This is a genomic window from Novipirellula rosea, from assembly GCF_039541335.1.
GTDB lineage: Bacteria > Planctomycetota > Planctomycetia > Pirellulales > Pirellulaceae > Novipirellula > Novipirellula rosea.
Genome location: NZ_BAABGA010000018.1, coordinates 266917 through 292342, shown reverse-complemented (window position 1 = coordinate 292342; position 25426 = coordinate 266917). Strand labels below are relative to the sequence as shown.

17 protein-coding genes are annotated in these 25426 nt (G+C 55.2%); 5 read left to right on the top strand and 12 right to left on the bottom strand.

Annotated features, from left to right (window positions below; genetic code table 11):
* Window positions 1-138: 138 nt before the first annotated feature.
* Together ABD971_RS07695 and ABD971_RS07690 are read right to left on the bottom strand one after the other, a co-directional pair.
* A complete protein-coding gene (locus tag ABD971_RS07695; RefSeq protein WP_345320877.1) occupies window positions 139-1350 on the bottom strand; it encodes an outer membrane protein assembly factor BamB family protein in 1212 nt (403 codons plus the stop codon).
* A gap of 464 nt (window positions 1351-1814) precedes the next feature.
* Window positions 1815-2954 (bottom strand): DNA alkylation repair protein, encoded by a 1140-nt coding sequence (locus tag ABD971_RS07690; protein ID WP_345320875.1) that lies wholly within the window; start codon window positions 2952-2954, stop codon window positions 1815-1817.
* Between the two features lie 244 nt (window positions 2955-3198).
* Between ABD971_RS07690 and ABD971_RS07685 the strand changes: the two genes are divergently transcribed.
* Window positions 3199-3999 (top strand): phosphoribosylformylglycinamidine synthase subunit PurQ, encoded by an 801-nt coding sequence (locus ABD971_RS07685; protein ID WP_339939341.1) that lies wholly within the window; start codon window positions 3199-3201, stop codon window positions 3997-3999.
* A 150-nt stretch (window positions 4000-4149) separates the two neighbouring features.
* Here the strand turns inward: ABD971_RS07685 and ABD971_RS07680 are convergent, their stop codons facing one another.
* Window positions 4150-4584 (bottom strand): thiol-disulfide oxidoreductase DCC family protein, encoded by a 435-nt coding sequence (locus ABD971_RS07680; RefSeq protein ID WP_345320872.1) that lies wholly within the window; start codon window positions 4582-4584, stop codon window positions 4150-4152.
* 104 nt (window positions 4585-4688) lie between these two features.
* Between ABD971_RS07680 and ABD971_RS07675 the strand changes: the two genes are divergently transcribed.
* Entirely contained in the window at window positions 4689-6347 is a 1659-nt protein-coding gene (locus ABD971_RS07675) for a hypothetical protein (protein WP_345320870.1), read from the top strand.
* Between the two features lie 248 nt (window positions 6348-6595).
* Here the strand turns inward: ABD971_RS07675 and ABD971_RS07670 are convergent, their stop codons facing one another.
* Window positions 6596-9394: a 2-oxoglutarate dehydrogenase E1 component gene (locus ABD971_RS07670; RefSeq protein ID WP_345321065.1), complete on the bottom strand. Its 2799-nt coding sequence runs from the start codon at window positions 9392-9394 to the stop codon at window positions 6596-6598.
* A 365-nt stretch (window positions 9395-9759) separates the two neighbouring features.
* Between ABD971_RS07670 and ABD971_RS07665 the strand changes: the two genes are divergently transcribed.
* From ABD971_RS07665 to dusB, 3 genes are all read left to right on the top strand, one after another.
* Window positions 9760-11544, top strand: coding sequence for an ABC-F family ATP-binding cassette domain-containing protein (locus tag ABD971_RS07665; protein ID WP_339939350.1), 1785 nt, complete (start codon window positions 9760-9762; stop codon window positions 11542-11544).
* Window positions 11545-11637: 93 nt separating this feature from the next.
* Window positions 11638-12768, top strand: coding sequence for a transporter (locus ABD971_RS07660; RefSeq protein ID WP_339939352.1), 1131 nt, complete (start codon window positions 11638-11640; stop codon window positions 12766-12768).
* Between the two features lie 177 nt (window positions 12769-12945).
* On the top strand, window positions 12946-13959 hold the full coding sequence (dusB, locus tag ABD971_RS07655) for a tRNA dihydrouridine synthase DusB (RefSeq protein WP_345321063.1): 1014 nt from the start codon (window positions 12946-12948) through the stop codon (window positions 13957-13959).
* 99 nt (window positions 13960-14058) lie between these two features.
* Here dusB and ABD971_RS07650 read toward each other — a convergent pair whose 3' ends face one another.
* The 8 genes from ABD971_RS07650 to ABD971_RS07615 form a co-directional block, all read right to left on the bottom strand.
* A complete protein-coding gene (locus ABD971_RS07650; RefSeq protein ID WP_345320868.1) occupies window positions 14059-15339 on the bottom strand; it encodes an alkaline phosphatase family protein in 1281 nt (426 codons plus the stop codon).
* A 22-nt stretch (window positions 15340-15361) separates the two neighbouring features.
* The gene (locus ABD971_RS07645) at window positions 15362-17107 is read right to left on the bottom strand and encodes an alanine/glycine:cation symporter family protein (protein WP_345320866.1); all 1746 of its coding nucleotides are present in this window, start codon (window positions 17105-17107) and stop codon (window positions 15362-15364) included.
* Between the two features lie 174 nt (window positions 17108-17281).
* Window positions 17282-18307, bottom strand: a complete 1026-nt coding sequence (locus tag ABD971_RS07640) for a glycosyltransferase family 2 protein (RefSeq protein ID WP_345320864.1) — start codon at window positions 18305-18307, stop codon at window positions 17282-17284.
* 60 nt (window positions 18308-18367) lie between these two features.
* Window positions 18368-20440 carry a hypothetical protein gene (locus ABD971_RS07635; protein ID WP_345320862.1) on the bottom strand — a complete coding sequence of 691 codons (2073 nt, stop codon included), beginning with the start codon at window positions 20438-20440 and terminating at the stop codon, window positions 18368-18370.
* Between the two features lie 12 nt (window positions 20441-20452).
* Window positions 20453-21352, bottom strand: a complete 900-nt coding sequence (locus ABD971_RS07630) for a hypothetical protein (protein WP_345320860.1) — start codon at window positions 21350-21352, stop codon at window positions 20453-20455.
* 50 nt (window positions 21353-21402) lie between these two features.
* Window positions 21403-22665, bottom strand: a complete 1263-nt coding sequence (locus ABD971_RS07625; RefSeq protein ID WP_345320858.1) for a glycosyltransferase family 4 protein — start codon at window positions 22663-22665, stop codon at window positions 21403-21405.
* Window positions 22666-22783: 118 nt separating this feature from the next.
* Entirely contained in the window at window positions 22784-24082 is a 1299-nt protein-coding gene (locus ABD971_RS07620; RefSeq protein ID WP_345320856.1) for a glycosyltransferase family 4 protein, read from the bottom strand.
* A 41-nt stretch (window positions 24083-24123) separates the two neighbouring features.
* Complete coding sequence (locus ABD971_RS07615; protein WP_339939367.1) at window positions 24124-25407, bottom strand: ABC transporter ATP-binding protein; 1284 nt, start codon at window positions 25405-25407, stop codon at window positions 24124-24126.
* Between the last annotated feature and the right edge of the window lie 19 nt (window positions 25408-25426).

Below are 25426 nucleotides of genomic sequence, written 5' to 3'. Positions count from 1 at the left end.
CAAGGAAATGATGCAATTTTGCCACTTGCGGCACCGCTATCTAAAACGCCAGCGCCCTGCGCAGAAGCAGTGGTGTTGTTTCCGAAATCGGTGAATTGTGTCGAATTTAGAGGGGCTAAGTGGTATCCGCGGCATGACCTACGGCAGCGTCACGGCGACAAGTCGACCTTGGGCATTGCGGGCGTAAATGTGACCATCCAGCAGGACTGGGACGGTCCAGCAGCGGCCATCCAGGATTTCTGCTCGCGCGAGTTCCTTGTATTCCTTGCCCGTTGCCTCGGCGATCACCAGTTGGCCATCCTCGCTGAGTAACACCAACTTGCCATCGGCAATCATCAGCGAACCGCAGCCAAGTCCACGCTGCTGCCAAAGCACTTCGCCGGTCTCATGGTCCATGCAAACCAGTTGCACGACACGGCCGAGATTCGAATTACCGTCGAATCCGTATAAATTGCCTTGATACAAGATGCTGTTGTTAAAGTGATTTCGCATCTCGCGATTGTCGTAAATCAATTCCAGCTTGCCGTTGGTCAGTCGAAATTTGCCGCAGCCGACGCCATAGCCGGTCGAGATATAGATCGTGTCGTCCTGGACGATTGGTGTGGTTGAGTTGGTGCGAAACGGCGATGGCCAGGGGAAGGCGTCGATTTGTTTTCCATTGCTCGCGTCGAGAATTCTCAATCCATCGGAGTCCAGCGTCGCGAGCATCGTTTTGCCGTCTTGCTGGAAAACTTCGGCACATCCATAACCTGCGGTGTGTTTAGGCGTCTTCCAGATCAATTCGCCGTTGGTTTTGTTGTACGATGCGATTCGTCCACCCTGCACGATCACTTGGTTGTTCACAATGGTGGGTGAACTGTTGAAACCCCACTCGGGCAATTCGACATCAAGGTCCTTTTGTAGTTCCCGCCGCCAAAGGACTGTGCCATCGTCCGCGCCTAAGCAGAGCAGTTGCCCCTCTTTGCCCAGCGTGTAAACGTGATCGCCATCAATCGTCGGCGTTGCTCCGGGGCCGCCTTCGTACAAATTGTCGACCAATGCGGACGGGTAGCTGTGGCTCCAGATTGTATCGCCACTTTTTTGGTTCAGACAATAAACCGTTTCCTCGCCGTCGTTGTGGCCCATCGTAAATAGGCGTCCGTTGGCGATCGACACGCTGCTAAAACCGATGCCGATCTCACGCTGCCAAGCAACCGAAAGTCCCGATTCGGGCCAGTCGACCGACCAACCGGATTCGTCCGACACGCCGTCACGGCCATCGCCCAGCCACTGGGTCCAAGACGGTTCGGCGGCAGTGGCATGAAATGCGAAACAGCACAAGAAAATCCAGGAAACGGTGATGCGAATCATTGTTGCTTGGTACCGATAGGAGAGAGACGGAAAGGGTGGGGCAGGGGGGACGACCCAAACGCGATGCCGTAATTCTATCAAGGTTCGTGGTGAAAGGAGAATTCGTCGCTCCCGCCAGGGCAGCCCGATGGAAGCGAACGCATGCGAGGGGTAGCAAGTCGTCTCACCGAACAGCCACGAAGTGGCGACATGCTGTAGCCATGGGCGTCAGCCCATGGAACCGGGTTCCTCTCCGCGCTCGTAGTCCCAAAGGGACGACAGGAAATCCCACGCCACCAATTCATGTCGCCCCCTCGGGGGTTTGCGGACGTTCGTATTTATGCAACCACGGGTTTGCACCCGTGGCTACAGCGTGTCGTCCTTTCAGGACTAGCGTGCTCGAGTCTCGTCACCGAACAGCCACGAAGTGGCGACATGCTGTAGCCATGGGAGTCAGCCGATGGGGCACGTACGTAGGTAGGGGTTCATTGCAAGTCAAAAGATTGAGTCCCGAAGGATCCGCCATTGATCTGCAGCGTGACGTGATGAATGCCTGGGTAAAGGGAATACGTCGTCGCGGCGTCTCGTAACACATGACGCTTTTTCAAAGAGACTGTCTCGCCCTTCTTGATCCGAAGCTGTTTGATCTTGTGGACTTTAGGCGACGTGCTCCCATTGGCTTTGACAAAATCGATCACATAGTCGATCAGCAACGATTCGTTTTTGCGGCCCGTTATCTCAAACGTGAATTCGATCGCGTCGCCTGGACGAACCTGAGGCGTGTGGATGGCAAAATCCGTGACCGTAATCTTGGGACTGGGACTGAATCCGAGAAGTGCCAAGGCTTTGCGATCCCCTTGTTTGACCAGGGTTCGCAGTGCGTGTTTACACATCCACTGTAACTCGGTTGCGTCTTGTTGCGAGAGTTGTTGCCACTGTTTCAGCGTTTCCAAAACCAAATCAGGATGCGTCTTGGCAATGTCATTGAGATGATTGGAAACCGAGCGAGTGACATAGCGAGTGGGGTCGGCATGCAATGTGTTCAGCAGCGGAATCGCGGTGGTGGTGTCGATTGACAGTCGGCCGGACCAGGGAAGCCGTGGTCGTGTTCCCTCGCTGACCAGACGCCGTACATGATAGTTGCCATCGGTGGACCATTTTTCCAGCGTGCGGAGCGTTTCGCTCGGGTGCGTGTTAATGAATGCGCGAATCGCGTCCTCCATCGAAAACCGCTGCGTGATTGCCTTGATCGTCTTGAGCGACAGCTTTAGGTGCCGTTTTTCGAGCCCATTGCGAACGACGTATTCTCCCAGCGGTGCAAAAATAAAGTCGCCAAAATCGTTGTCGCGTTTTGTCGGATCCAGTGGCGGTGGCAGCGCGGCGGCGATTTGCTTTGCCGCCACTTTGTAGTCCGCCGCTAAATATCGCTCCAGCGTGCTGGCAATGTGAACAATCCGTTCTTTGAGTTCCAGCTTTTTTAAGTCCTTCATCGTCTCGGCGACGAATCCGGCCGCATCAAACCGAGCGTCCGCAGCGTGAAAGCAGGAAGCGAGATACGAGACGCGGTCCACGTTGAACAGTTGGTCCTTCAGACTGAAGCCGGTTCCTTTCTGCGGGGTAGCCATGGTGGAGCGGTTTCCTTTGCGGCGGGCTTTCCGGGGGGTAGGTGCCGCCGGAGTGTTTATGGAAGACGGCATCAGCGAGAGGGATCATTTTAGATAGCTAGATCTAGAAATCATCCGCTTCACCGACACCAAGCGATAATCCAAGGGATTTGACGTGGTTCTCAATTTCGGTCTGGGTGTCTAAACTTCGCAATATCCGTATGTCCTTTGGCTGTTTTTTCGCCGTTTTACCCCTGAATCGATCATGCCTCAACCTCGCGTTTTGGTCCTCCGTGCTCCCGGTACCAATTGTGATGAAGAAACTGCGTTTGCGTTTGAGCAGGCAGGGGCCGTTGCGGAACGCGTGCATGTGAACCGTTTGATCGAGAATCCGGCACTGAAGGACCGCTACCAGATTTTGTGTTTGCCAGGCGGTTTCAGCTACGGCGACGATATCGCGGCCGGTCGGATTTTGGCGACGAAGCTGCGTCAGCACCTTTCGGATCTCGTCGATTCCTTTGTGCATGGAAAAGGGGATCGTTTGGTTCTGGGGATTTGCAATGGCATGCAAGTTCTGATGCGGCTGGGCGTTTTGACCGAAGGGCTGCCCTCGCCGGTCGATGCTCCGGCGACACTGACCTGGAATGACCATGGCCGATTCGAAGACCGCTGGGTGCACCTCGTTGTTGACAAAACCCCCTGCGTTTTCTTGAAGGACATCGAGCGGATGTACCTGCCGATGGCCCACGCCGAAGGCAAGTTTGTGGCGGCCAGCGACGAAGTGTTGCAGAAGATGCAAGCCGAAGGGCGATTGGCGATTCGCTACGCCGACGGTGAAACGGGAGGGATCGAAAGCGACGTTTTGCCGTTTCCCGCCAATCCCAACGGCGCCGATGCCAACGTGGCTGGGGTGTGTGACGCCACAGGCCGTGTCTTCGGTTTGATGCCACACCCCGAGCGACACATCGAAGCGACTCAGCATCCATTTTGGACGCGTCGTGACGAGCAGCCCGAATTTGGTGACGGAATGCCGATGTTCAAGAATGCCGTCGAGTGGTTTGCTTAAGAACCGTTTGAGCTTCAGGTGGCGAGAGGACTCGTAGCGGAAGTCGTCAAGACTTTCGTGAATGGCTGAACAGGTTGAAACTCTCGCGTGAGTTCTGCGGCGTCCAAAATCGTTGCGATGGGGCCTTACTAGCGTCGTTTACGGCGAGGGTCACTGTTTAAAGTGGATCTCGCAGGCATCGTTTTCGCACGATTTTCCAGCGATCTTGTATCGCCGTTTGGCGACTTGGTTGTACATCCACCGCCACAGCCCCGCAGATCCGGGGATATGCAGGATCGGGGCGGCGATCCAGATCGTGGGCAAACGACGGGTCAAATAACGGACCGCATCGGCACCGCCATGGCGTCCGCCGTCTCGATCGACGACGTACATCTGCTTCATCAAATCGTCGTACTGTAGGTCCGGGTACCGATCCGCCACCCGTTTGTCGTGCAGCGACAGGTAGGTCAGTCGCGATCCACCCCAATCGAGTCGCCGCAGGTTAGACACTTGTGAAGTGCAGAAATTGCACTGCCCATCGTAGATCACAACATCGGCGTCGGGATTTTCGTCTGGATCAGGCAGTTTTGGCGAGTTTTTAGGCACTTGAGCCCTGGGTGGAAAGCGGAATGCAATGGTTCGCTCTCATTTTAGGCTGCCCGATGCGCTATACTAAGGGGGAGAGCCTCTTTCTACGCAGGAAATAAGTGATGAACCAAATCGAATCGCGAGTCGCCAGTGCCCGCCGACGTCTGATTTTCGCCCAGTTCGGCCGCAATCTTTGCTGGACGTTGTTTGCCGCCATTTTGGTGGCGGTCATCGCGATCGCGGTGCCGGCGATGCGAGTGATGGAGGTCGATTTCTCGCTTTGGACGAATGCGTGGTTGGTCGGAGCCGGCGTGGTGGCGGTGATTGCTGCGGCAGTGCATGCGATCGCAACGGCGCCATCAAAGCAGTCGGTCGCTGCCGAGGTCGATCGTCGCTTTGGGCTTCGTGAACGATTGAGCAGTTCGATCAGTATGGATGCCGACTCACGCAACAGCGATTTTGGTTTGGCCTTGGTGAGCGATGCCGAGAAAAAGGCGGCGAAAATCGCCGTGGCTGAAAAGTTCTCGCTGCAGCCCACGCGATTAGGGTGGCTGCCGATTTCGCTGATTCCTGTTTTGGTGATTGTGTTGGCGTTGCTTGAGCCTGCAACCAGCACAAACGCAGGCGGCACTCCCAAAATCGATATCGCCGAAGTGACGCAAGTGAAGACGGCGGCGACTCAGTTGAAAAAACGGATCCAACAACAAAAACGCAAAGCCTCGGCCGAAGGGCTAAAAGAGGCTGAAGAATTGTTTGAAAAGATGGAAGCGGATCTCGATAAGATTTCCAAACGTGAAAACATGGATCGCAAAGAAGCGATGATCGCGCTGAATGATCTGAAAAAGCAACTCGAAGAACGTCGTGAACAACTCGGTTCCCCGGATCAAATGCGCCGTGCGATGTCGCAAATGAAGGGGCTCGAGTCGGGGCCGGCCGACAAAATTGCCAAGTCGATTGAGAAGGGTGAATTCGGTAACGCCAAAGATTTAGTCAAGCAGTTGGCCAACAAGATGCGTGATGGAAAGCTGAGCGAGGAAGAGAAGTCGCAGCTGAAAAAGCAGGTTTCTCAGATGAAAGAGCAGCTCGAAAAAGCGGTCAAAGAGCACGAAAAGAAGAAGCAAGAGTTGCAGCAAAAGATCGACCAAGCTCGCAAGGAAGGTCGTGGAGAGGATGCTGCAAAGATGCAGCAAAAGATGAACGAGATGAGCCAAAAGGATGCTCAGATGCAGCAGATGCAAAAGATGGCCGAAGCGATGAGCCAGGCCCAGCAGGCGATGCAGCAGGGAGACGCCGGGCAAGCCGCCGACGCGATGGAGCAGATGGCCGATCAGTTGGGCGAGATGCAGCAGGAGATGTCCGAGCTCGAAGATTTGCAGTCGGCGCTAGAGGATCTTTCGCAATCCAAAAGCCAAATGCGATGTGAAGGTTGTGGAGGAGCAGGGTGTCAACAATGCCAAGGCGGCGGTATGGGAGGCATGGGCGAAGGGCAAGGGCAGGGCGATGGTTTGGGGAAAGGCAGTGGGGCTGGTGATCGACCCGAAGACGAAGTCGATACCAATACCTACGAGACTCAGGTCCGCGGCAAAGTGAAAAAGGGCAAGGCGATCATTGCCGGGTTCGCCGATGGCCCCAACCGCAAGGGGATCACGCAAGAGGACGTCAAGCAATCGATCGAAGCGGCGCTGTCAAAAGAGAGTGATCCATCGGAGAACCAGACGCTGCCACGGTCCGAACGCGAGCACGCTCAGCAGTACTTTGACCGTCTTCGCGAAGGCAAGTAAAGCGTTCGAAATTTACCGGGCGGTTCGCGCCGCTCCGCTGTAAAAACCACCCGGTTAGGGCCAACGCAGATGGCATTTGCCTCGCGTCACCAACGCCACTAAGGACCGTCGGAAGAGCAGCTGGCGGCGTCTTCCGTAGTGGGCGAGGCGACGAGTCCTTTTTGGCTCAGTGAAGCTGCAGGGACTCGTTGCCTCGTCCACTACCGCCCGCCATTTTTTGTTCCGAACGTGCTAAAGCGGATGCCGCCTTAGAGGTTGGCGAACGCGGCGTCGATCAATTCGGCTTGCTCGATCTTGTGAGCCGCCATGCTGCCGGTGCTTGGGCTGGCTGATTCGTCTCGCGAGATCACCGTAAACTTATGTTTTTCGGCGACCATGTCGCCGAAGTTCAGTTTGATGTAGGGCCACGCGCCCATGTTCGTCGGTTCGTCTTGGACCCAGCGAATGTCCGTACCGGCGGGCAATCCGTCGATGGCAGCGGTCAGCGTCTCGGCTTGCAGCGGGTAAAGCTGTTCGATTCGCATGATCGCCACATCCTTGATCTCTCGCGACTCTCTGGCTTCGAGCAGGTCGTAGTAGATCTTGCCGGTGCACATCAGCAACCGCTTGCAAGTCGCCAGTGGGATCTGGTCGTCGCCGAGGATCTTGTGGAACTGCCCTCCGGCAACCTCTTCAATCGGGCTGACGACAAGCGGGTGACGAAGCAAGCTCTTGGGGGACAGTAGGATCAGTGGCTTTCGCCATTTGCGAAGCACTTGGCGTCGCAAAAGGTGGAAAAGCTGAGCCGGCGTCGTTGGCTGGACCACTTGGATGTTGTGCTCGGCGCTCATTGCGAGGAAGCGTTCAATTCGAGCACTGCAGTGTTCCGGCCCTTGACCTTCGAAGCCGTGCGGCAACAGCATGACCAGTCCGCTGAGCCGATTCCATTTGTCTTCGGCGCTGGCGATAAATTGGTCAACGATCACTTGGGCACAATTCCAGAAGTCACCAAATTGGGCTTCCCAGGCGCACAGTCCATCGGGCCGGTCGAGCGAGTAGCCGTACTCGAATCCGAGCACTCCGGCCTCGCTAAGCGGGCTGTTGTAGAGTTCCACGCTCGCTTGGTCTTCGCTGAGGTGAGCGAGCGGCATGTAGGTTTCGCCGTTCTTGGTGTCGTGCAGAACCGCGTGGCGATGGCTGAATGTACCCCGCTGGACATCTTGGCCCGTCATCCGGATCGGATATCCCTCGGTCAACAAGGTTGCAAACGCGGCGGCTTCGGCGCTGGCCCAATCGAGTGGTTTTTTGCCTTGAGCCATCTCACGGCGAAGTGCCATCGGGCGTTTCAGCTTTTTGTTTGCCGCAAATCCTTCGGGCAATCGCGTCAGCGAATCAAGCAGTTCGCTGAGCTTGGTTTGGTCGACCGTCGTGTCGGTGGTCTCTGACGGTTCAAGTCCCCCATAGTAAACCGACCAATTTGCGGCCAGTGTTTGGGTGTCAGGAACAAAGGGTTCGTTTTTGCTCGCCTCGAACTCGCTCTCGAGTTTCTCGGTTCGCTTTTGCTGGATCTCTTCGCCCTCTTCGACGCTGATTTCACCGATTTCAACCAAGCGATTGAGGTACTGCTCTCGCACACTGGCACGTCGATCGATCTCGGAGTACATCCGCGGCTGGGTGAACCGAGGCTCGTCCCCTTCGTTGTGACCCCAGCGGCGATAGGCGTACAGGTCGATGACGACGTCGCGGTGGAATTCTTTGCGGAAATCCATCGCCAGCGATACGACTTGCGCAACCGCTTCGGGGTCTTCGCCGTTGACGTGGAAGATCGGAATTTGCAGCATCTTGGCGATGTCGGTCGCGTAGGTCGTGCTGCGGCCTTGGCGCGGTTCGGTGGTAAAGCCGACTTGGTTGTTGATGACGATATGCAGCGTACCGCCCGTGCGATAGCCTTCCAGCTCGCTCAGGTTGAGGGTTTCTTGGACCACGCCTTCGCCAGCGAATGCCGCGTCGCCGTGGATCAGGATCGTCATCACTTCGGAACGCTTGGTGTCTTTGCGATAGTCCTGTTTACAGCGGCAGCGTCCCAAGGCGACGGTGTTGACGTATTCCAGGTGGCTGGGATTAAAACACAGCGAGATATGGATCTTGTCACCCGTTGCGGTGACCCAATCACTGCTGTACCCGAGGTGGTAGCGGACGTCACCTCCCCCGCGACTGAGTTCGGGATCGGGATCGTCGAACGACCAGAAGATGTTCATCGCCCGTTTTTTCAGGATGTTCGCCATCACGTTCAAGCGACCGCGATGGGCCATCCCCATCACCACTTCCTTGACCTGGTGTTGACCCGCTTTTTCGAGCGCAAGGTCCAACATCGGGATCAGGCTTTCGGCGCCTTCGAGCGAGAATGTTTTCGCACCGACAAACTTGCGGCGTACAAATTCCTCGAAAATCGAAGCATCGGCGAGTCGAGCGTAGATTCGTCGCTGGACTTGGTGCGATAACTCGAGTCGATTTTCGGTGGTCTCCATCCGCTTCTGCAGCCAATCGCGGATATTGCGATTGTCGATGTGCATGAATTGGGCACCAATGCTGCGGCAATACGTGTTCTGCAGCTTGGTCAAAATGGCGTGCAAAGTACTGCCGCTGACGTTCTCAAGAGCACTGCTATCGAGAGGCCGCTCGAGGTCTTGGTCGGAAATGCCGTAAAGCTGGGGGCTCAATTCCGGAGAATCCGATTTCAGGATTCCCAGCGGATCGAGTTGGGCAGCCAAGTGGCCACGGACTCGGTATTCCCGCACCAATTGGTTGACGCGATCTTGGATCCGCGACATCCAGATGGCTTGATCGGTGGTCTCGTTGCCGGTGGAGCCTCGGCGATCCACGGTAGTGGTCGCGTTGCCCGCAGCGGCGGAGCCAGACGTGACGTCCCCGTTCTTTTTGAATGAGCTCTTGTTCGAAACGACAAGAAATTGTTCAAAATATTGACGCCAAGTATCCGAGACACTCGAAGGGTCCCGAACGTACTGGACATACAAGTCGTCGATGTAGTCCAAGCTGTAGCTATTCATATCGGCAAATTCGCCGTCTGGTTGCTGGAGGGCAGGGGAGGGTAGGGGAGGGGAGGGCAGTTTGACCGCCTCGATCCTACCAAAATCCATGATCGTCTCTAACCTTCAGAATTTAGAATATCGACCGCTAGGTTCCTAGTGGTTGTAAATGAGTTGTTGGGAAAGTCGACGTGCGGCATCGTTATCGGCCAAGACGGTCCTCATCGCGGTCCCTCCTACTTTGGGATTTGCCGTCGGACTGATAAATTCCCACTCCTGCGGCGGTTATTGGATCGCCGATTTTTGTTGCCGCAAGCAAATTTGGAACTGGTTCGATTTGCTCGCAATCGTAATCTCGTTGTCGCCCCAAATTATTTTTTTTGAACATGGCTGTACTGCTCCAACTCCGTGATGCTCACAAGCGATTCGGCGATCAAGTCGTCCTCGAGGGGGCTGATGTCTCCCTGGTGGATGATGTGAAGGTCGGTTTTATCGGTAGAAATGGGGCGGGCAAATCGACCCTGATGCGAGTCCTGCTGGGCGAAGAAGAGCTCGAGCGAGGCGAAATCATCACCCATCCCTCGCTCCGAATCGGCTACCTTCGCCAACATGATCCATTTCAGCCCGGTGAATCCGCACTCGATTTCTTGATGCGAGACAGCGGTCAACCCGAATGGCGATGTGGCGAAGTCGCGGGCGAGTTCGAGCTCAAGGGAGCCTATTTAGAGGGGCCGGTCAAAGCGCTCTCCGGTGGTTGGCAGACGCGTGTCAAGTTGGCCGCACTGCTACTGCACGACCCGAACCTATTGATGCTTGACGAGCCCACGAACTTTTTGGACCTTCGAACCCAAATTCTGCTCGAGCACTTTTTGCGTGCGTTCAACAAAGCAGCGTTGATCGTCAGCCACGATCGGGCGTTCCTGAAAGCCACTTGCTCGCAAACCCTCGAGCTTTCGCGTGGCAAGTTGACAATGTTTACCGGCAAAATTGACGCCTACCTCGAATACCGCGAAGAGCGTCGCGAGCACGATCGGCGAGTGAATGCGACCGTGATCGCAAAACAAAAACAGTTGCAGCGGTTTATTGAAAAGAACCGCGCAAATGCGTCGACCGCCAGCCAAGCGAAGAGCAAGGCGAAGCAGCTCGAACGTTTGCAGACCACCGAGATCGAACGTGACGAACCGACCGTGCACATGCGAGCGCCGCGGGTCGATCCCAGACAGGGCACCGTGTTCCGCTGTACCGAGTTGGCGATCGGGTATCCCGATCACACCGTCGCGGACGGCATCACGCTGGAAATCGAGCATGGGCAACGCGCGGCAATCGTCGGGGATAACGGGCAAGGCAAAACAACGCTGCTGCGGACGTTGGTCAATTCGCTGGAGCCGATAGCGGGGCAGATGAAGTGGGGACATGGCGTCGAGATTGGTACCTACGCGCAACATGTTTACACGAGTTTGGATGAGCGGATGACGGTCATCGAACATCTCGAATACAACTCGCTTCCCGGTACCACGCGACAAGAATTGTTGGCGATGGCCGGTGCCCTCTTGTTCCGAGACGACCAAATTCAAAAGAAGGTCAAAGTGCTCAGCGGGGGCGAGCGCGCAAGACTCTGCATGGCCGGATTGCTGCTCAGTAATTCGAACGTGCTAGTGCTCGACGAGCCCGGCAACCACTTGGATGTCGAAACGGTCGAGGCGCTCGCCGGGGCGCTCGAGCAATATCAGGGGACGGTCGTGTTCACCAGCCACGATCGTCACTTTATGCGCCGCGTGGCGACCTGTGTGATCGAAGTGCGGGACGGCAGTGTGAAAAATCACTTCGGCGATTACGACAGCTACCTTGCCGCGATCGAAAAAGAGGTCGACGACAGCGAGGTGGCGCGTGGGAAAACTCCACTGCCTAAGGATGACAAACCGGGCAAAGGGGGTGGCGGCGACCATCGGCAAGGGCAACGGGATCAGCGCAAAGCCGAGAAAGAACTGAAAAACGTCGAAAAGAAGATTGCCCGCCTGGACGACGAAAAACGAAAGCTCAACGATCAACTGCTAACCGAAACGGATCCCGATGCCGCAGTAAAACTGCATAATCAGGTCAAGGCATTGGAAGTTGAACTCTCGGAGGCCGAAGAGCGCTGGGTCGAGCTCAGTGCCGACCAAGAATGGTAGCGGCGGCTTTCCTGTCGACCTCACCAGCGTGGAAAAGGCCGGTTGTAGCAGTGTTGTCGCTTGTATCGACTTTGGTCGTCAAAGCGGACGCGTGTGAGTTCGGATACCGATGGAATCATTAGCAACCGTTATCGTCGGTTCATTGAAAATGATTTCACTCGCCAGGAAGTGCTTCGGATGTTACTGCGTTTTGCTCTCGCTTGTTGCTCGTTGGGGTGTTTAGCGTCGGTTTCGATGGCTGACAATTTCGATCGCCGTGCGCTCGCCGACAAGCACGCTCCGGCCGGAATCATGGGAGCTCACCTGCATGACAAAGGCGAGTGGATGGTCGAGTACAAGTACATGAATATGTACATGGAAGACAACCAGATTGGCGAAAACAAAGTTTCCGATGCGACGGCTCTGGGGACCGCAACTCCCGTCGGGCCGCCGGGCCCTGGGATCACGGTCGATGGCGTCACCACCAATCGCGGTGCGACTCCGACCCAGATGACCATGGAAATGCACATGGCTCACATCATGTACGGTGCGTCCGAAAACGTCACGCTGTACACGATGGCGATGTTGCCGAGTATCACGATGGACCACACGCGGGCAAACTATACCGATTTTACCACTCATAACAGCGGCTTCGGCGACACGGCTTTCGGAGCGTTGCTGAGAGTTTACAGCGATGAATGCCAAGATTGGATTTTTAATCTCGGTTGCTCGGTTCCGACCGGAGATATCTTTCGCGAGACCTCGACTCCTACCGGTTCGCCGACCGCATTTCCGTATCCGATGCGTTTAGGCAGCGGTACGTTTAACGCACGTCCCGGGTTGACCTACCGTCGCTTTCACGACTGGTACAGCTGGGGAGCTCAATTTCAAACCGATTTGCCGATCGGAAAGAACTATCGTGGCTACAGTGTCGGCGACGAATTTCGCTTCAACAGTTGGACCAGTGTGTTGTTGACCGATAATCTTTCGGTCTCGCTGCGGGGCGAGCACCTGTGGCGTACCGAATACGATGGGCAGGATCCGGCCGCCAATGGCACGTTGATCAGCACCAATGTCGAGCAGTTTCGCGGCGGCTATTGGTACAACCTCGGTCTGGGGGCTCAGTATCTGTACCACGGCCACTATCTCAACGCGGAATTCGTGCCCACGATTAGCCAGGACCTGAACGGAATCCAGCTTGAAACCGATTACGCCTTCATCGCCAGCTGGTCCAAATCGTTCTAAGAGGCGAGCAGGCTCAGCAAGTTGAGGGATTGATGTTCGGCTGCACCCTCGCAATCAGCAGATTTGCGCGGGGCGATTCGCTTCCCAGCGATATCTTTGTAAAGTGGAGGTTGAGAGAGCGAGGATATTGCGTCCTTGCTCGGTTTCGCGACTCCCTTTGCTTATCGCTCGACGTTTATGGTTGCTCCGCTAAAAATCGGTGATCTCGTCATCGATCCGCCCATTCTGCAAGCTCCGATGGCGGGATTCACGAATGCTGCGTTCCGCCAGATCGTTCGCGATTTTGGTGGCGCAGGGCTGTTGGCTACCGAAATGGTCAACGCTCGCGGTTTCGTGTGGATGGATGAAAACGAAGCCGAGCATCCCGACCGCCTGTGGGGGGTGGCCGATGAAGCTCGTCCACTGGCCGTCCAAATCTGGGATAATGACCCCGAAACGATGGCCAAGGTCGGCAAGCGATTGGCCGAAGAGTACCAAGTCAGCGTCGTTGATATCAACTTTGGTTGTCCCGTTCGCCAAGTGACGCAGAAGGCACACAGCGGTAGCTACCTGCTGCGTGATCCTCGCCGGATGTTTGATATCATCAGCCAATTGGTGAAAGCCTGCAGTCCGACGCCGGTTACGGCGAAGATTCGGCTGGGTTGCACTCGCGACAACGTCAACTGCAACGATGTCGCCAAGGTGGTCGAGGAAGCCGGGGCGGCAGCGCTGACGGTCCACGGCCGGACCGCACAAGACATGTTCCGGGGCAATGCGGATTGGGACAAGATCAGCGAGATCAAAAGTCGCCTGAAATCAATCCCGCTGATCGGAAACGGGGATCTTGATTCGGCTGAAAAGGTCGTTGCGGCGTTTGAGAAATACAATGTTGACGGCGTGATGATCGCGCGGGCTTGTCTCGGGCGACCTTGGTTGTTTTCGCAAGCCGCCGCGGCTCTGCGGGGCGAGCCGATTCCGGCTGAACCGACGATGACCCAGCAGCGTGACGTGATGCTGAAGCACTATCAATTGGTGGTCGATCGGTTTGGCGAAGAGAAGGGGACGGTGCTGATGCGAAAATACGCCTGTTGTTACGCCCAAGGCAAACCGGGAGCTCGTCATTTCCGCTCGGGAGTCGCCAACGTATCGACGCCCGAAGAGTTTTACCGGATCGTCGATGAGCATTTTCCCGTCGAAGCACCGACGGCGTAGTTGTTTGCCGGCCCGTTTTTGTAGGCCGGGCCGTTTTTGTAGGCCGGAACGCAGCGGAGCGAAATTACGGCATCGCGGCGGTAGCGAACGCGGCGTCAATTATTCCTGACGCAGCTGATTGACGTAACTCGGGAACATTCGCATGTCCGTTGGCAACTCGCCAGGGCCGACGATCAGCGGTCCTTTCTCTGCCGGCGGATACAGCCCATGGCTGCCGCGCACCAGTGTCGCGTCCAGCGGAATCACGTCCATCGAATAGCGAAAGCCTAGCTTCTTTCGCAGCACTTTTCGGATCGCACGAAACTTGCTTGTCATAAATAATTCGCAAGGGTCGTAGCCCGGTTTGCGATGAATGTCGACGGTGCGAGCAAAGTCGGGGGCATCGTGATCATCGAGCCAGTAATAATAGGCAAACCATGCGTTCGGTTTCGCCAACGCGATCAACTCGCCACTGCGAGGATGATCGAGTTCAATCTCTGCCGGATCGACGACGCGATCGATCCCTGCGACCGATTCCAATTTAGCTTTGACTTCGGGGATCAATTCGGGGCGTGCAACGTAGACGTGAGCCAGTTGGTGATCGCAAACCGCAAACGCATCACATTCGCCGGGGATCATCATTTCGCCGAACGGTCCATTGCGAACGCCGAGCCAGCCCTCGGATCGTAATTCGCGATTGATCATCACCGGTTGGTCCACCGGAACCAAGCCGTACTCGGAAACCACCACCACTTGCGAATCGATCGCGGCGGCGGCGTCGATGACCGTTTTCGCACAGGCATCGACTTCGCGAACGCGTTGAACGTCGTGGTCCGAGTATCGCTGGAAATCGTAATCCAGGTGCGGCAGATAGACCATCGTCAATTCGGGCTGCTTCTCTCGCATCACCAGCGCCGTGGCGTCGGCAATCCAGCGAGTGCAGGGCAATCCCGCATTGGGGCCCCAAAAAGTAAAGAACGGAAACGGCCCCAGTTTTGCCGTCAGATCGCAATCGGTATGGTCCAGGATGTCAAAGACTTTGGATCCGTCGCATCCGTAGTGCGGTTTGGGTGTCGCACTGTAGCGAACTCCCGAGGACTGGTTAAACCACCAAAACATCTTTGCGGTTTCGACGCCGTCGTAGAACTTGGGGCCTTGGACCAGCGAGTTGGCTTGTTGCCAAAAACGTACTTCTTGGGTGTCACGGTAATACCAGCCGTTGCCGACGATGCCATGCTCGCGTGGGGCGAGTCCCGTCAACATCGTCGCTTGCGAGGTCGCGGTGACTGCGGGCAGCGGGCTTTTCCAAGCCGCTGCGTTTCCCACTGCCGCGATGTGCGGCGCGTGCCGCAGCAGTTCGGGCGTCAATCCGACGACGTTGATAATGCAAACGCGATTCATGAGCGATCCTTCCGCGGCGTGCCTATTTCATTCTTGGGAATTCGCCGTTTTGGTACTTCTTCCAATACGAATCGAGTTGCCGTTTCACGACGCCGCTGAGCAAAAAGACACCCAGCAGGTTAGGGAAACTCATCCCCAGAATCATCAGGTCACTGAAGTCCAAGATGTTGCCGCGAGTGATGATCGATCCGAGGACCGTGAAGCACAAAAACAGGCACTTGTAGATGATCGAGCTGCGAACGCCAAACAGTTGAACCCAGCTGCGTTCGCCGTAGTACGACCAACTGATGCACGTGGAGTAAGCGAACATCACGACCGCCGCGAACAGGACGTAGCGGAACCAATCATGGCCGCCGACGACGAAGGCCTCCAGCGTCAATCTTGCGCCCTCGTTGTTGGCGATCACCTCTTGCATCTCTGGCGCCTCGTAGACACCCGTCACGACAACGACCAACGCGGTGATGGTACAGACCACCACGGTGTCAATAAACGGCTCCAACAGTGCCACGATACCTTCGCTGACCGGTTCGTCGGTCTTGGCCGCCGAGTGGGCGATGGCGGCCGACCCCACGCCCGCTTCGTTACTGAACACGGCTCGTTTGATGCCAATCACAAGGATGCCCAGGAAGGCGCCCCAACCGGCCTTGAGCGAAAATGCTTCGCTGACAATTTTGGCTGCCGCCGCCGGAACCTCCGAGGCATTGGTGCCCAAGATATAGAGTGCGGCAATCACATAAGCGACACACATAAACGGCACGACTTTTCCTGCGACCGCAGCGATGCTGCGGATGCCCCCGATGATGACCACGCCGACAGCGACAGCCATCACGACCCCATAGATCCAAGGATGGCTTTGCAGAATGTCAACGTCGCCGCGAATCGCTTCGAGTGATTGTCCTACCTGAAATGCATTGCCGCCTCCGAAACTTGCTCCGATGCAAAGCAGTGCGAACACTACTGCCAACACGCGGCCTAAGCCGGGAAGTCCAATGTCTTTGAGTCCGTAACGCAGGTAGCGCATGGGGCCGCCCAGTACATGGCCGTCTTCGTCGGTGACGCGATAGAGTTGGCCCAAGGTGCACTCGGTGAATTTGGCGGTCATTCCCAGGAAGCCTACCAAGATGATCCAAACGGTCGCTCCGGGCCCCCCGGTACCGATCGCGATTGCAACGCCAGCGATGTTGCCCAGTCCGACGGTGGCCGAGAGAGCTGCAGCGAGCGCTTGGAAATGCGTGACTTCGCCCGGTTCATTGGGCGTGTCATAAACGCCTCGCGTCAAGTCGATCGCATGTCGAAATGCTCGCAGGTTGATAAAGCCCATGCGGATGGTCAGGAAGATTCCGCCGCAAAGCAGCCAGACGACGACAAACGGGATGCTGACACCAAATCGATCTTTCGTGCCAAAATCATAAAAAATCACGTTCGCAGCGTTGGCGACGACATATTTGCCAAACGTGGCGTCGATTTTCTGCATCCAGCTCGGCTCGTCTGCGTCGCTGTGTTCTTCGCTGGACTCTTCGTTGCCGGTCTCGCTATTTTGCGGCGACTGGAGTTTGCCGTTTTCGCTTGTCGCCTCTGCCGGTTCCAGTTCGGTATTTTCCAAACCGACTTCGGCGGGAGGCGCCGTTTGCGTGGTGGTGGAATCTTGCCCCATCGCAACATACGGGCAACTGAGTGCACTTAACGCAATCGCTATCCAGGCGAACAGGGAGAGCCGGATCGACGAAGCGAAAGTGAGCGGGAAGAGGGCGAGTGTTGTTTTTGGCATCGATAGTGACTCGTGGAAAAACGTAAGCGAGGGCGCGGACGCGTATCAAACCAAGCGTAATCGGACACTCAATGTAGCGCACCGCGAGCGGTATCGTAACAAATTTTGTGACGATGTGATTTTGTGATTTCGAGCGCTGCGTTAGCTGAGACTCTGGATAACACTCGCCCGTTCTTAGTGGCGTGGCGTATTGCGTTGTCCGATCGAAGACTTTGGACGAACGTAGCGTGACAACAGTCGGAGGATCGTTCCCGCCGTTCGCCAGGTAAATGTCACGTGTGGCTGCTTGATGGCACGCCACCCAATGGTGCTGGCAGCAACCACAGGGGACGAATCTCGATCGTCAAGTTTTTCGACGAGCCAATCATTCCAGGGGACTCGCAATCGTCCCAATCGCGACGCGTTGGCCAACGAGGTGCCAAGCGAGGCTTCCAATTTATCACGGATCCGCTCGGATTCTTGCAGGAAACGATTGGCCGCTTCATCCTGCTTGGCAAACTCGACGACCGTTTTAGATTCCGCATGAAGCCGAAAACGGGCGCCGACACTGGTCGAGTAATGCACGTTGGGATTATCGGCGAGATAACGAACCAGCAGGTCCCAGTCAAAGCCATAGTTCAAGTTACGGTCAATCCCGCCGCAATCTTGAATATACTTTGTGCGAAACCAAAGTCCGGGTTGGCTAAAGGAGTAGCGATCCGCTCGCAACATCGCCGTGGCGGACAAGTTATGGTTGTGCATCAGGTACGATTTCACATCGTCGCCGAACACTTCGACCGAGAAGGTGTACAGATCCACTTTGGGACGGCAGCGTGAGGCAAGTTCCCAAAGCGTGCCGGGCATCAGCAGGTCATCGGAGTTGATCCAGTTAAAGAATTCGCCGTCGGCGAGTGCAAGCCCTTTTGCGATTGCATCGGATTGTCCCTCATCGGGTTCACGAATGACCACCGAGAGATGTTCGTTGTACTTATCCAGAATGGCGTGACTTTGGTCGGTGCTGCCCCCATCGACAACGATGTATTGCAGATTCGGATAATCTTGAAGCAGTACCGAACGGATCGTTTGCTCCAGAAAATCACCCTGGTTGTAACTCGGCGTGACAACGGTAATGCGGGGAAGGTCGCTGGCGTGGAGAGGTGCTTTACGCTCGATGCTCGACTCCCAAGGCCAGCCATGATGATTTGTTGGAGGTAGATTCACAGTGGAAATAACATCGACGGAGGAAGTTGTCAGAGTGGCAAGCACGCATGTGAGGAATCGCTAATCCGCGCTTAATGAAAAATGGTGGATCCGAAATCCCATCGTTGCCCGTTTGGAAAGCCATGTGGAAGGAGTGGATTGGGTGCTAAGTTGGATGCGAATGACCAGAGATCCGTAATCCGATATCGACTTGTTCACCCATTCGGGTTGAAGTGAGAAATTCAGTGTATGGCGTTGCTTGATAAGTTTGTGTGCCACCTCTGTCTCTCCGACGTCAAGAGTGAGCCAAAACGAATCTTCCGTGGGAGGGCTCAGTTCGACCTTCAGCGTCGTCACCTGTTGTGTGGGGCGAAGGGGGATCACCACTACCATCGGGGCGCCGCCCATTTGCACGAACTTCCCTGTCTCAAGATCCGTTTGCACCGACGCTCCTGAATGTTGTGATGCCAGCGTTTCCAGTGGAATGGTGTACACACCGTCGTTGATGTCGACAGGAGATGTCTGCTTAAAGCGACCGTCGAATGTATGGGGCGAATCCACTTGTGGCTCTGGGGCTACTTCAATATTCGTCAGTCGATGTGGTTCATCTCGATCGAGAAAATGTTGAATCGTGCGTTCGTTGCCAAAAAAGATGCTTAGGTTGTCGGGTACCACAACTTTGAGTTGGTCTTTCCGCCACTGATTGGCTTGCCCCGTCATCAGAATCCAGTCGTTCGAAGGGTGCGGCGATTGGAAATAGATCCAACTGTCGACAGGCAATTGCACTTGGCCGTTTTGCAAATACAGATCGCGGCCCTGCATCGGGCGATAGCCGGTGTCCGAGATCCAGCGGTCATTGTGAATTGGTTTGGCGGCCACGACTAGCAAGGCGACGCAGCAGACGATCGCCACGATCCACTGCGTCGTTTGGTTCAGAAAACATTGCAAAACGCCTGTGAATAGGCAAATGTTGAGAAAGACCAATGCATAATTAATGAACGCGTTGAATGCGAACATTTCGCCATCCATCATGCATCCCCACTTGAGCGTCAGGATTTGGGCAAGGATGGAAATCAATAGCAAGCTGCTGGTCCACCACAACCATCGAAGCGGCATGGTTCGACGTTTCCATGCCAAGCCTAGCCCCGCTAGCGTCAACAGCATGACGGCCGACCAGCCGCTATAAATCCACGGGAATGAACTCAGTAGATCGCGAAGCTCATCGGATTCAGGTGCGTCGTGAAAATCCCAGTATCGATAGAATTGCAAGTAGTAGTTTAGTGATTGTTCGAGGGAGTGGTCCGGTTCATTGTGAGAGCGAATGTGCGAGAGAATGCGAGCGAGATTGCTGTCGCGTAATTTCAGCCAGTCGGCAAATAAGGGGATAAGAAAGGGAATCGTAATTAAGACGCTCCCGCCGACGTCTCTTTGCCACAATGCATCACGGACTCGAGTCCAATAGGTTGCTTTTGTTGGCGAGGGAGTCTGACGCTGCCAATAAATGACGGCGGCAATCGCGACGGCCGTTAGGGGAAGAACAAAAAGCGGCTGTGCTACATGTCCGTGAACACAAAAGCACGCAGAAAGAACAAATAGCCATAGCCATTGTCGACTTCCTGCCACAATCGATGCGGTTGACAGTAGCAAGCAAGCGAATGGCATAAGCAATTGATGAGGTGGCCAGATGCTAATGAATGCTTGCTCGCAAAGTTGAAAATGAATGAAGCTTAGGCTGGCGATGATCAAGACCGGTTTCCATCGCCGTGCATGGGTGTAGATCACGCTAATCGCGAGTGACCAGAATGCTGTCTGGAACAACATTCCCGAAAACAGCTGTGCATTGTGTTCCTGAGGACAGATGCCAATCGTGTAATGGAAAATGAGCTGACCGATTGCATAAACATAAAAGAACGCTGGCCCGGGGTGAGAGAATTCCCACCGTGAGTAGTTGCCGTAGATCTCATGCAGCGTCATTGCGTCTGCGATTTGAAGGCTGTTGGCCGCGAAATCACCATCTTCGAACAGATGAATGACAAAGTAGTGTTGGAATCCAGTGACGGTAAGGACCGCAGCAGACAGCAGGAAGCAGCTGAGAAAGCATCGCCAGTATGACGGGTAGCAATGGGAATCGTTGTTTGGGCGAAGTTCACTCATGTTGTAACCGAATCAATTCGCAGGCCGGTCAAGAATTTCTCGGCGATGAGACCTGTGGTGAATGAGTGGGTAGCGTGAGGGTTCGTAATGATTTTCTGCGGTGTAGGGAGCTAGGAAGTGGTCACCTACGAGGTCTTCGCGGACGAAGAACGCGTTGGTTCCAGTAAAGTCGCACCCCACCAGTCGATATCCTTGCTGATGTCCAAGTAATTCGAGCGCCTTCAAACTCGCGCCGTAATTTTGCGTTCCGTCCCATGACCTTGTTGGCGAGTAGTTCGCTTTCCAGTCGATGTAGGGGGGGACGGTTGCGTTGTATTCGATTGCAACCACACGCGGCCGATATGTTGCAAGCCCCTCCCACACATGGTAGGTGTTTTGGTCAATGTCGAGTGACAGAAAGTCGAATTCGGTTGGGATGCCAGCGTCGGCGAACACCTCCGTCACGTTCTCTCGCGTTACCATCGCGGTGATTGTTTTTAAGTCATTGGCGGTGATGTCATCGCGATGCTCGATGGTTTGTTTCATCGCGGTACCGCCATCGATCCAGTAGCCGGTCCATCCGCAGGCGATTAAGAATGCGGTGTTGCTCTCGCGGCCGTCCTGCAGTCCGATCTCGACAAAGCATTTCGATTCGCTGCCAATTCGCCGAAAGATTTCCGCGATCATTCCGTCTTCGCCGTTCTGTGAGTTGACTTGGGCTGCAAAACTCAGCAGACGTTTGGGATCTCGAAAACGCTCATTCGAGGACCATTCGTTTTCAATGGAGCGAATGGCTTCGGTTTTTCGCAACGATGCAACCTCCTGGCGAATGTCCTGTAGGACTCCTGAGATTTCGCGGAGTGCCTCGTAGATCAGGATTTGGTGCCGCAGTCCTGGCAGGCGAATTGCAATTTTTCCGAGAATATTTCTCATGATCGTTTCACCAAGGGGCATCTTGCATCGAGGTCGCGAAAGGGATCGGGCTATTCTATCGACTCGATCGCACGTTGATAGGCATTTACTGTCATCTGGCCACACTGTTGCCAACTAAAGCGTTGTGCCCGTTCCATGCCCGCAGCGGATAGAGAACGCCGCAATTGATGGTCGGCGTAAATTCGTGTCATGGCATCGCCCAGTTGGACAGGTTGCTCGGCATCCACCAGGATGCCGGCATCGCCAACCACCTCGGGCAGCGACGAGTTATCCGAGCAGATGACCGGAGTGCCGCACTGCATTGCTTCTAGCGGAGGAAGCCCAAAGCCTTCGTAGAGCGACGGATAAACGAATGCGATCGCGTCGCTATACAACGGAGCCAAGTCTTCTTCGTCTACTTTTCCCGGTGTCAGGATGTTCTGGTTCCCCGATTTCGCAAGGTATTGGATCAGCGAGTCGATTTTCCAGCCCTTGGCTCCTACTAATACGAGGTAGGTGTCTTTGTCGAGTTGGTTGAGGGTTTGTTCAAAGACAGAAACCAGATGCCGAAGGTTTTTTCGTGGTTCGAGGGTGCAGACACTGAGGAAGTATTTGGCATCACGAGGGATATTCAGTTTTCTGCGGACGTGCTCGATTTGATGGGCGTCGGTGCAGCGTGTGAAGTGTGCGGCGGCCGCCAACGGGGTCACCACAACGTGATCGGGGTTCACGGTGTCGCAGAAATCGAGCAGATCGTTACGAGTGTTTTGTGAGTTGCAGATGATCCAGTCACGCCTCGTTAATTGCGCCAAGGTTTGTTGCTGGGTCAGCGCAATGGCGGGATCAAACAGTTCGGGGAATTTAAGCGGAATCAAGTCATGTACCGTTAGAAATCGAACAGGCCGCGGTTGCGAGTAATCGAGCGTTGGAAAGGAGTGAAACGGGCTATGGATGATGTCTGCGTTTTTCAGGTTGTGTTGTGAAAAAGTTGCACGTTGTTGCATCTTTTTGCACGGCTCGATGAGGGGGCGTACCAGAGGGTATGCATGCGTCGAGGCGAGGTAATGGACGGGGCGTGCAACGAAGTCGACACATCGTCGCTTGGTCAGGGATGCAGTAATCGGTCGTTGGAGCGTCGGGTCACTGTGGAGAGCCTCGAGCACATCCCATGTATGATCCGTGTTGCCATAGGGGGTCCAGCGGAGATCGATATCGGGTTGTTCGATCAGAAAACGAGCGAGGCGATCGACGTAGCGAAACACTCCCGTGCGTGATTGGGGATGTGCATGAGCGGCTCCTAGGACGGAGATGTCAAAAAGGACACGAAGTTTCATTGCGAGATCACGCGACATTCAAATGGGGGTGTCGGCTTGTTTAACAGGGTCACGTAACGGGAGAGCATGTTGTTTGAGTGATTTTTCAGGCCGTTCCGTTGCACTTCGGGTTTCATGACTAACGGTTTTTGATGGCGTCGTTGTAGGCCTGGGCGGTTAATTCGCCGCATCGTTGCCAGGTAAACTTTTCTGCTCGGGCGATCCCTTTTTCGCTCAGGCGATCCCGCAGGTCAGCGTCGTGAAAAAGTTGAATTAGCGCGTTCGCCAGGCGCTCTGTCGATTCCGCCGGAACGAGAATTCCCGCGTCTCCGACGACTTCGGGAAGCGACGAGTTGTCCGAGGTGATCACCGGGGTGCCACACTGCATCGCTTCAAGCGGCGGTAAGCCAAAGCCTTCGTAGATCGAGGGGTATACGAATGCCATCGCTCCGCTGTAAAGCGGAGCGAGTTGGGCATCGTCCACATAGCCGGTGACAATGATTTTTCCTAACGTGTCGGCGGCGATGTCGTTTAGGAATTCTTCGATGTGCCAGCCTTTCGTGCCCACGAGGACAAGGTACGTTTGGTCATCGAGTTCACGGTGGACTTGCTGAAAGACAGAGACGAGGTGTCGTAGGTTTTTTCGTGGCTCGAGAGTGCTGACGCTCAAAAAGTATCGAGCTTGTTGGGGGATTCCCAACGTGCGTTTGGTTGCTTCGATTTGCTCGGCATCGTGGCAACGCGAGAAGCTGTTTGCGGCGGCCAGTGGCGTCACCCGGACATGTTCGGGGTCTAAATCAGGGCGGTAGTTAAGCAGGTCGTTTCGTGTCCATTCCGAAATGCACAGAACCCAATCTTCGCTGCGAATCGCATTGATGGTGTGTTGGAAGCGTTCACACGCGTCAGGTTCAAAGAAGTGGGGGAATTTGATGGCGATCAGGTCGTAAACGGTTAAGAATCGAGTCAGGGAGCGTTTAGAGGGAAGGTCGGGTAAAGCATTAAATGGGCTGTGCAGAATATCGAATCCATTGGCAAGTTTCGAGTTAAACGTCGTTTGCCTGCGCAAGCGTTCGATCAAGGGGAGGGCGGGACGGACCAAAGGGTATGCATGAGTCGAGGCGAGGTAGCGAATCGGTTTCGAAAGGGTCTCGACTGTGTGCCGGGCAAATGGCATCGCGATGACGTCGCGGTGAAACTCGGGGTCGGTTTTGGCAATTTCGATGACGTCATCAAGATGGTTGATGTTGCCGTAGGCGGTCCAGTGGATGTCAATGTCTTGCCGGCTAAGCAGGTATTTGGCTACTTGCTCGACCACGCGAAAGACCCCGGTTCTGCTTTTGTTGGTGACTCTCGCAGCTCCCATCACCGACAAGTCGTACAGGACGCGCAGTTTGCGATCCTGTGCATGAGTGAACGGTGGCGATGGTAGAGATGTCACAAAGATGCCTTTATGGATTTGTCGAAAAAGGGTTGGCTGGGTCAGAAGCCAGCCCGTTCTTCGACGGTCCACTTCAGTTTGGGGCGTACCACGCCCGGCAACGGTTCCGCGGTGATGCCGTGTCCCTCGACATCCGATACATCGAATCGGATGCATTCTTCGTCTTGGAAGGCTTCGATGTGGATCGGCACGCAGTCCACTCCTAAGTCGACGGTGTAGGTGCCTCGGTTGAGTAGGTTTCCGGGGACAGTGCAGGAAGCCTGAAGCTTCTTGCAGCGGAGGTCTTCCGCCAAAGTGGTGTTCGAGCCAAACAGCGTGACATTGTCTGCGTTGCGAACAAGTACGCCAACACGAAGACCGGCCATGGGACGCAGTAGTTCAAAGTCAAACCGCAATTCGATGGCTTGGTCAGTCGAAAATACCGCAGTTGGTTCGGTATTGGAGGTGTAGGTTGCAAAGCGAAGCGGCCGCAGGCAGGGAGTGCCTCCGATGTCGATGGTTGTTCCGTCGGGCCAGTTTCTAACCGCCCCAATCTGGTCCCCTTGCTGTTGTAAGTAGTGCCCGATGACGTCATTGATTTCGCCGATCTTAGCCGTACGCCCCTGCTCCATCAGGCAGGCGCGAGAGCATAGGCTCCGTATCGCGCCCATGTTGTGGCTGACGAACAGCACCGTGCGTCCGCCCGTGGCCACGCTTTTCATTTTGCCGAGGCACTTGTTTTGAAATTCGGCATCACCCACCGTCAAGACTTCGTCAACAATCAGGATCTCGGGTTCAAGATGTGCGGCGACCGCAAAGCCGAGCCGAACTCTCATCCCCGATGAGTAACGTTTGACCTGCGTTTCAAGGAACTTGCCAACGCCTGCGAATTCAATGATTTCATCAAACTTTTGGTTGACTTCTCGCCGCGTCATTCCCAGTAGCGTCGCGTTCATGTAGATGTTTTCACGACCCGTTAAGTCGGGGTGAAATCCCGTGCCAACTTCCAATAGGCTGGCGACTCGTCCATTCAGGTCAATCCTGCCAGTGGTGGGACTGGTGACGCGTGAAATCAGTTTCAGCAGCGTGCTCTTGCCGGCACCGTTGCGGCCGATGATTCCAAAAACCTCGCCGGGCTGAACATCAAAGTTGACATCGCGTACGGCCCAGAATTCGTTTTGCTTGGGGGGGGCGTCCGTTGGCCGGTCGGTGTGCCGCCGCCCCGGAAGAATCGATTTGAGTTTGCGAGTCAAGCCTGCAGCTAAATCTGTCAACGAGTCCGCATGGGTTAGCCCGAGTTGGTATCGCTTTGAAAGGTTTTCGACATGGACGGCAGGTTCATTCATAACATCGTGCTGGGCGAGC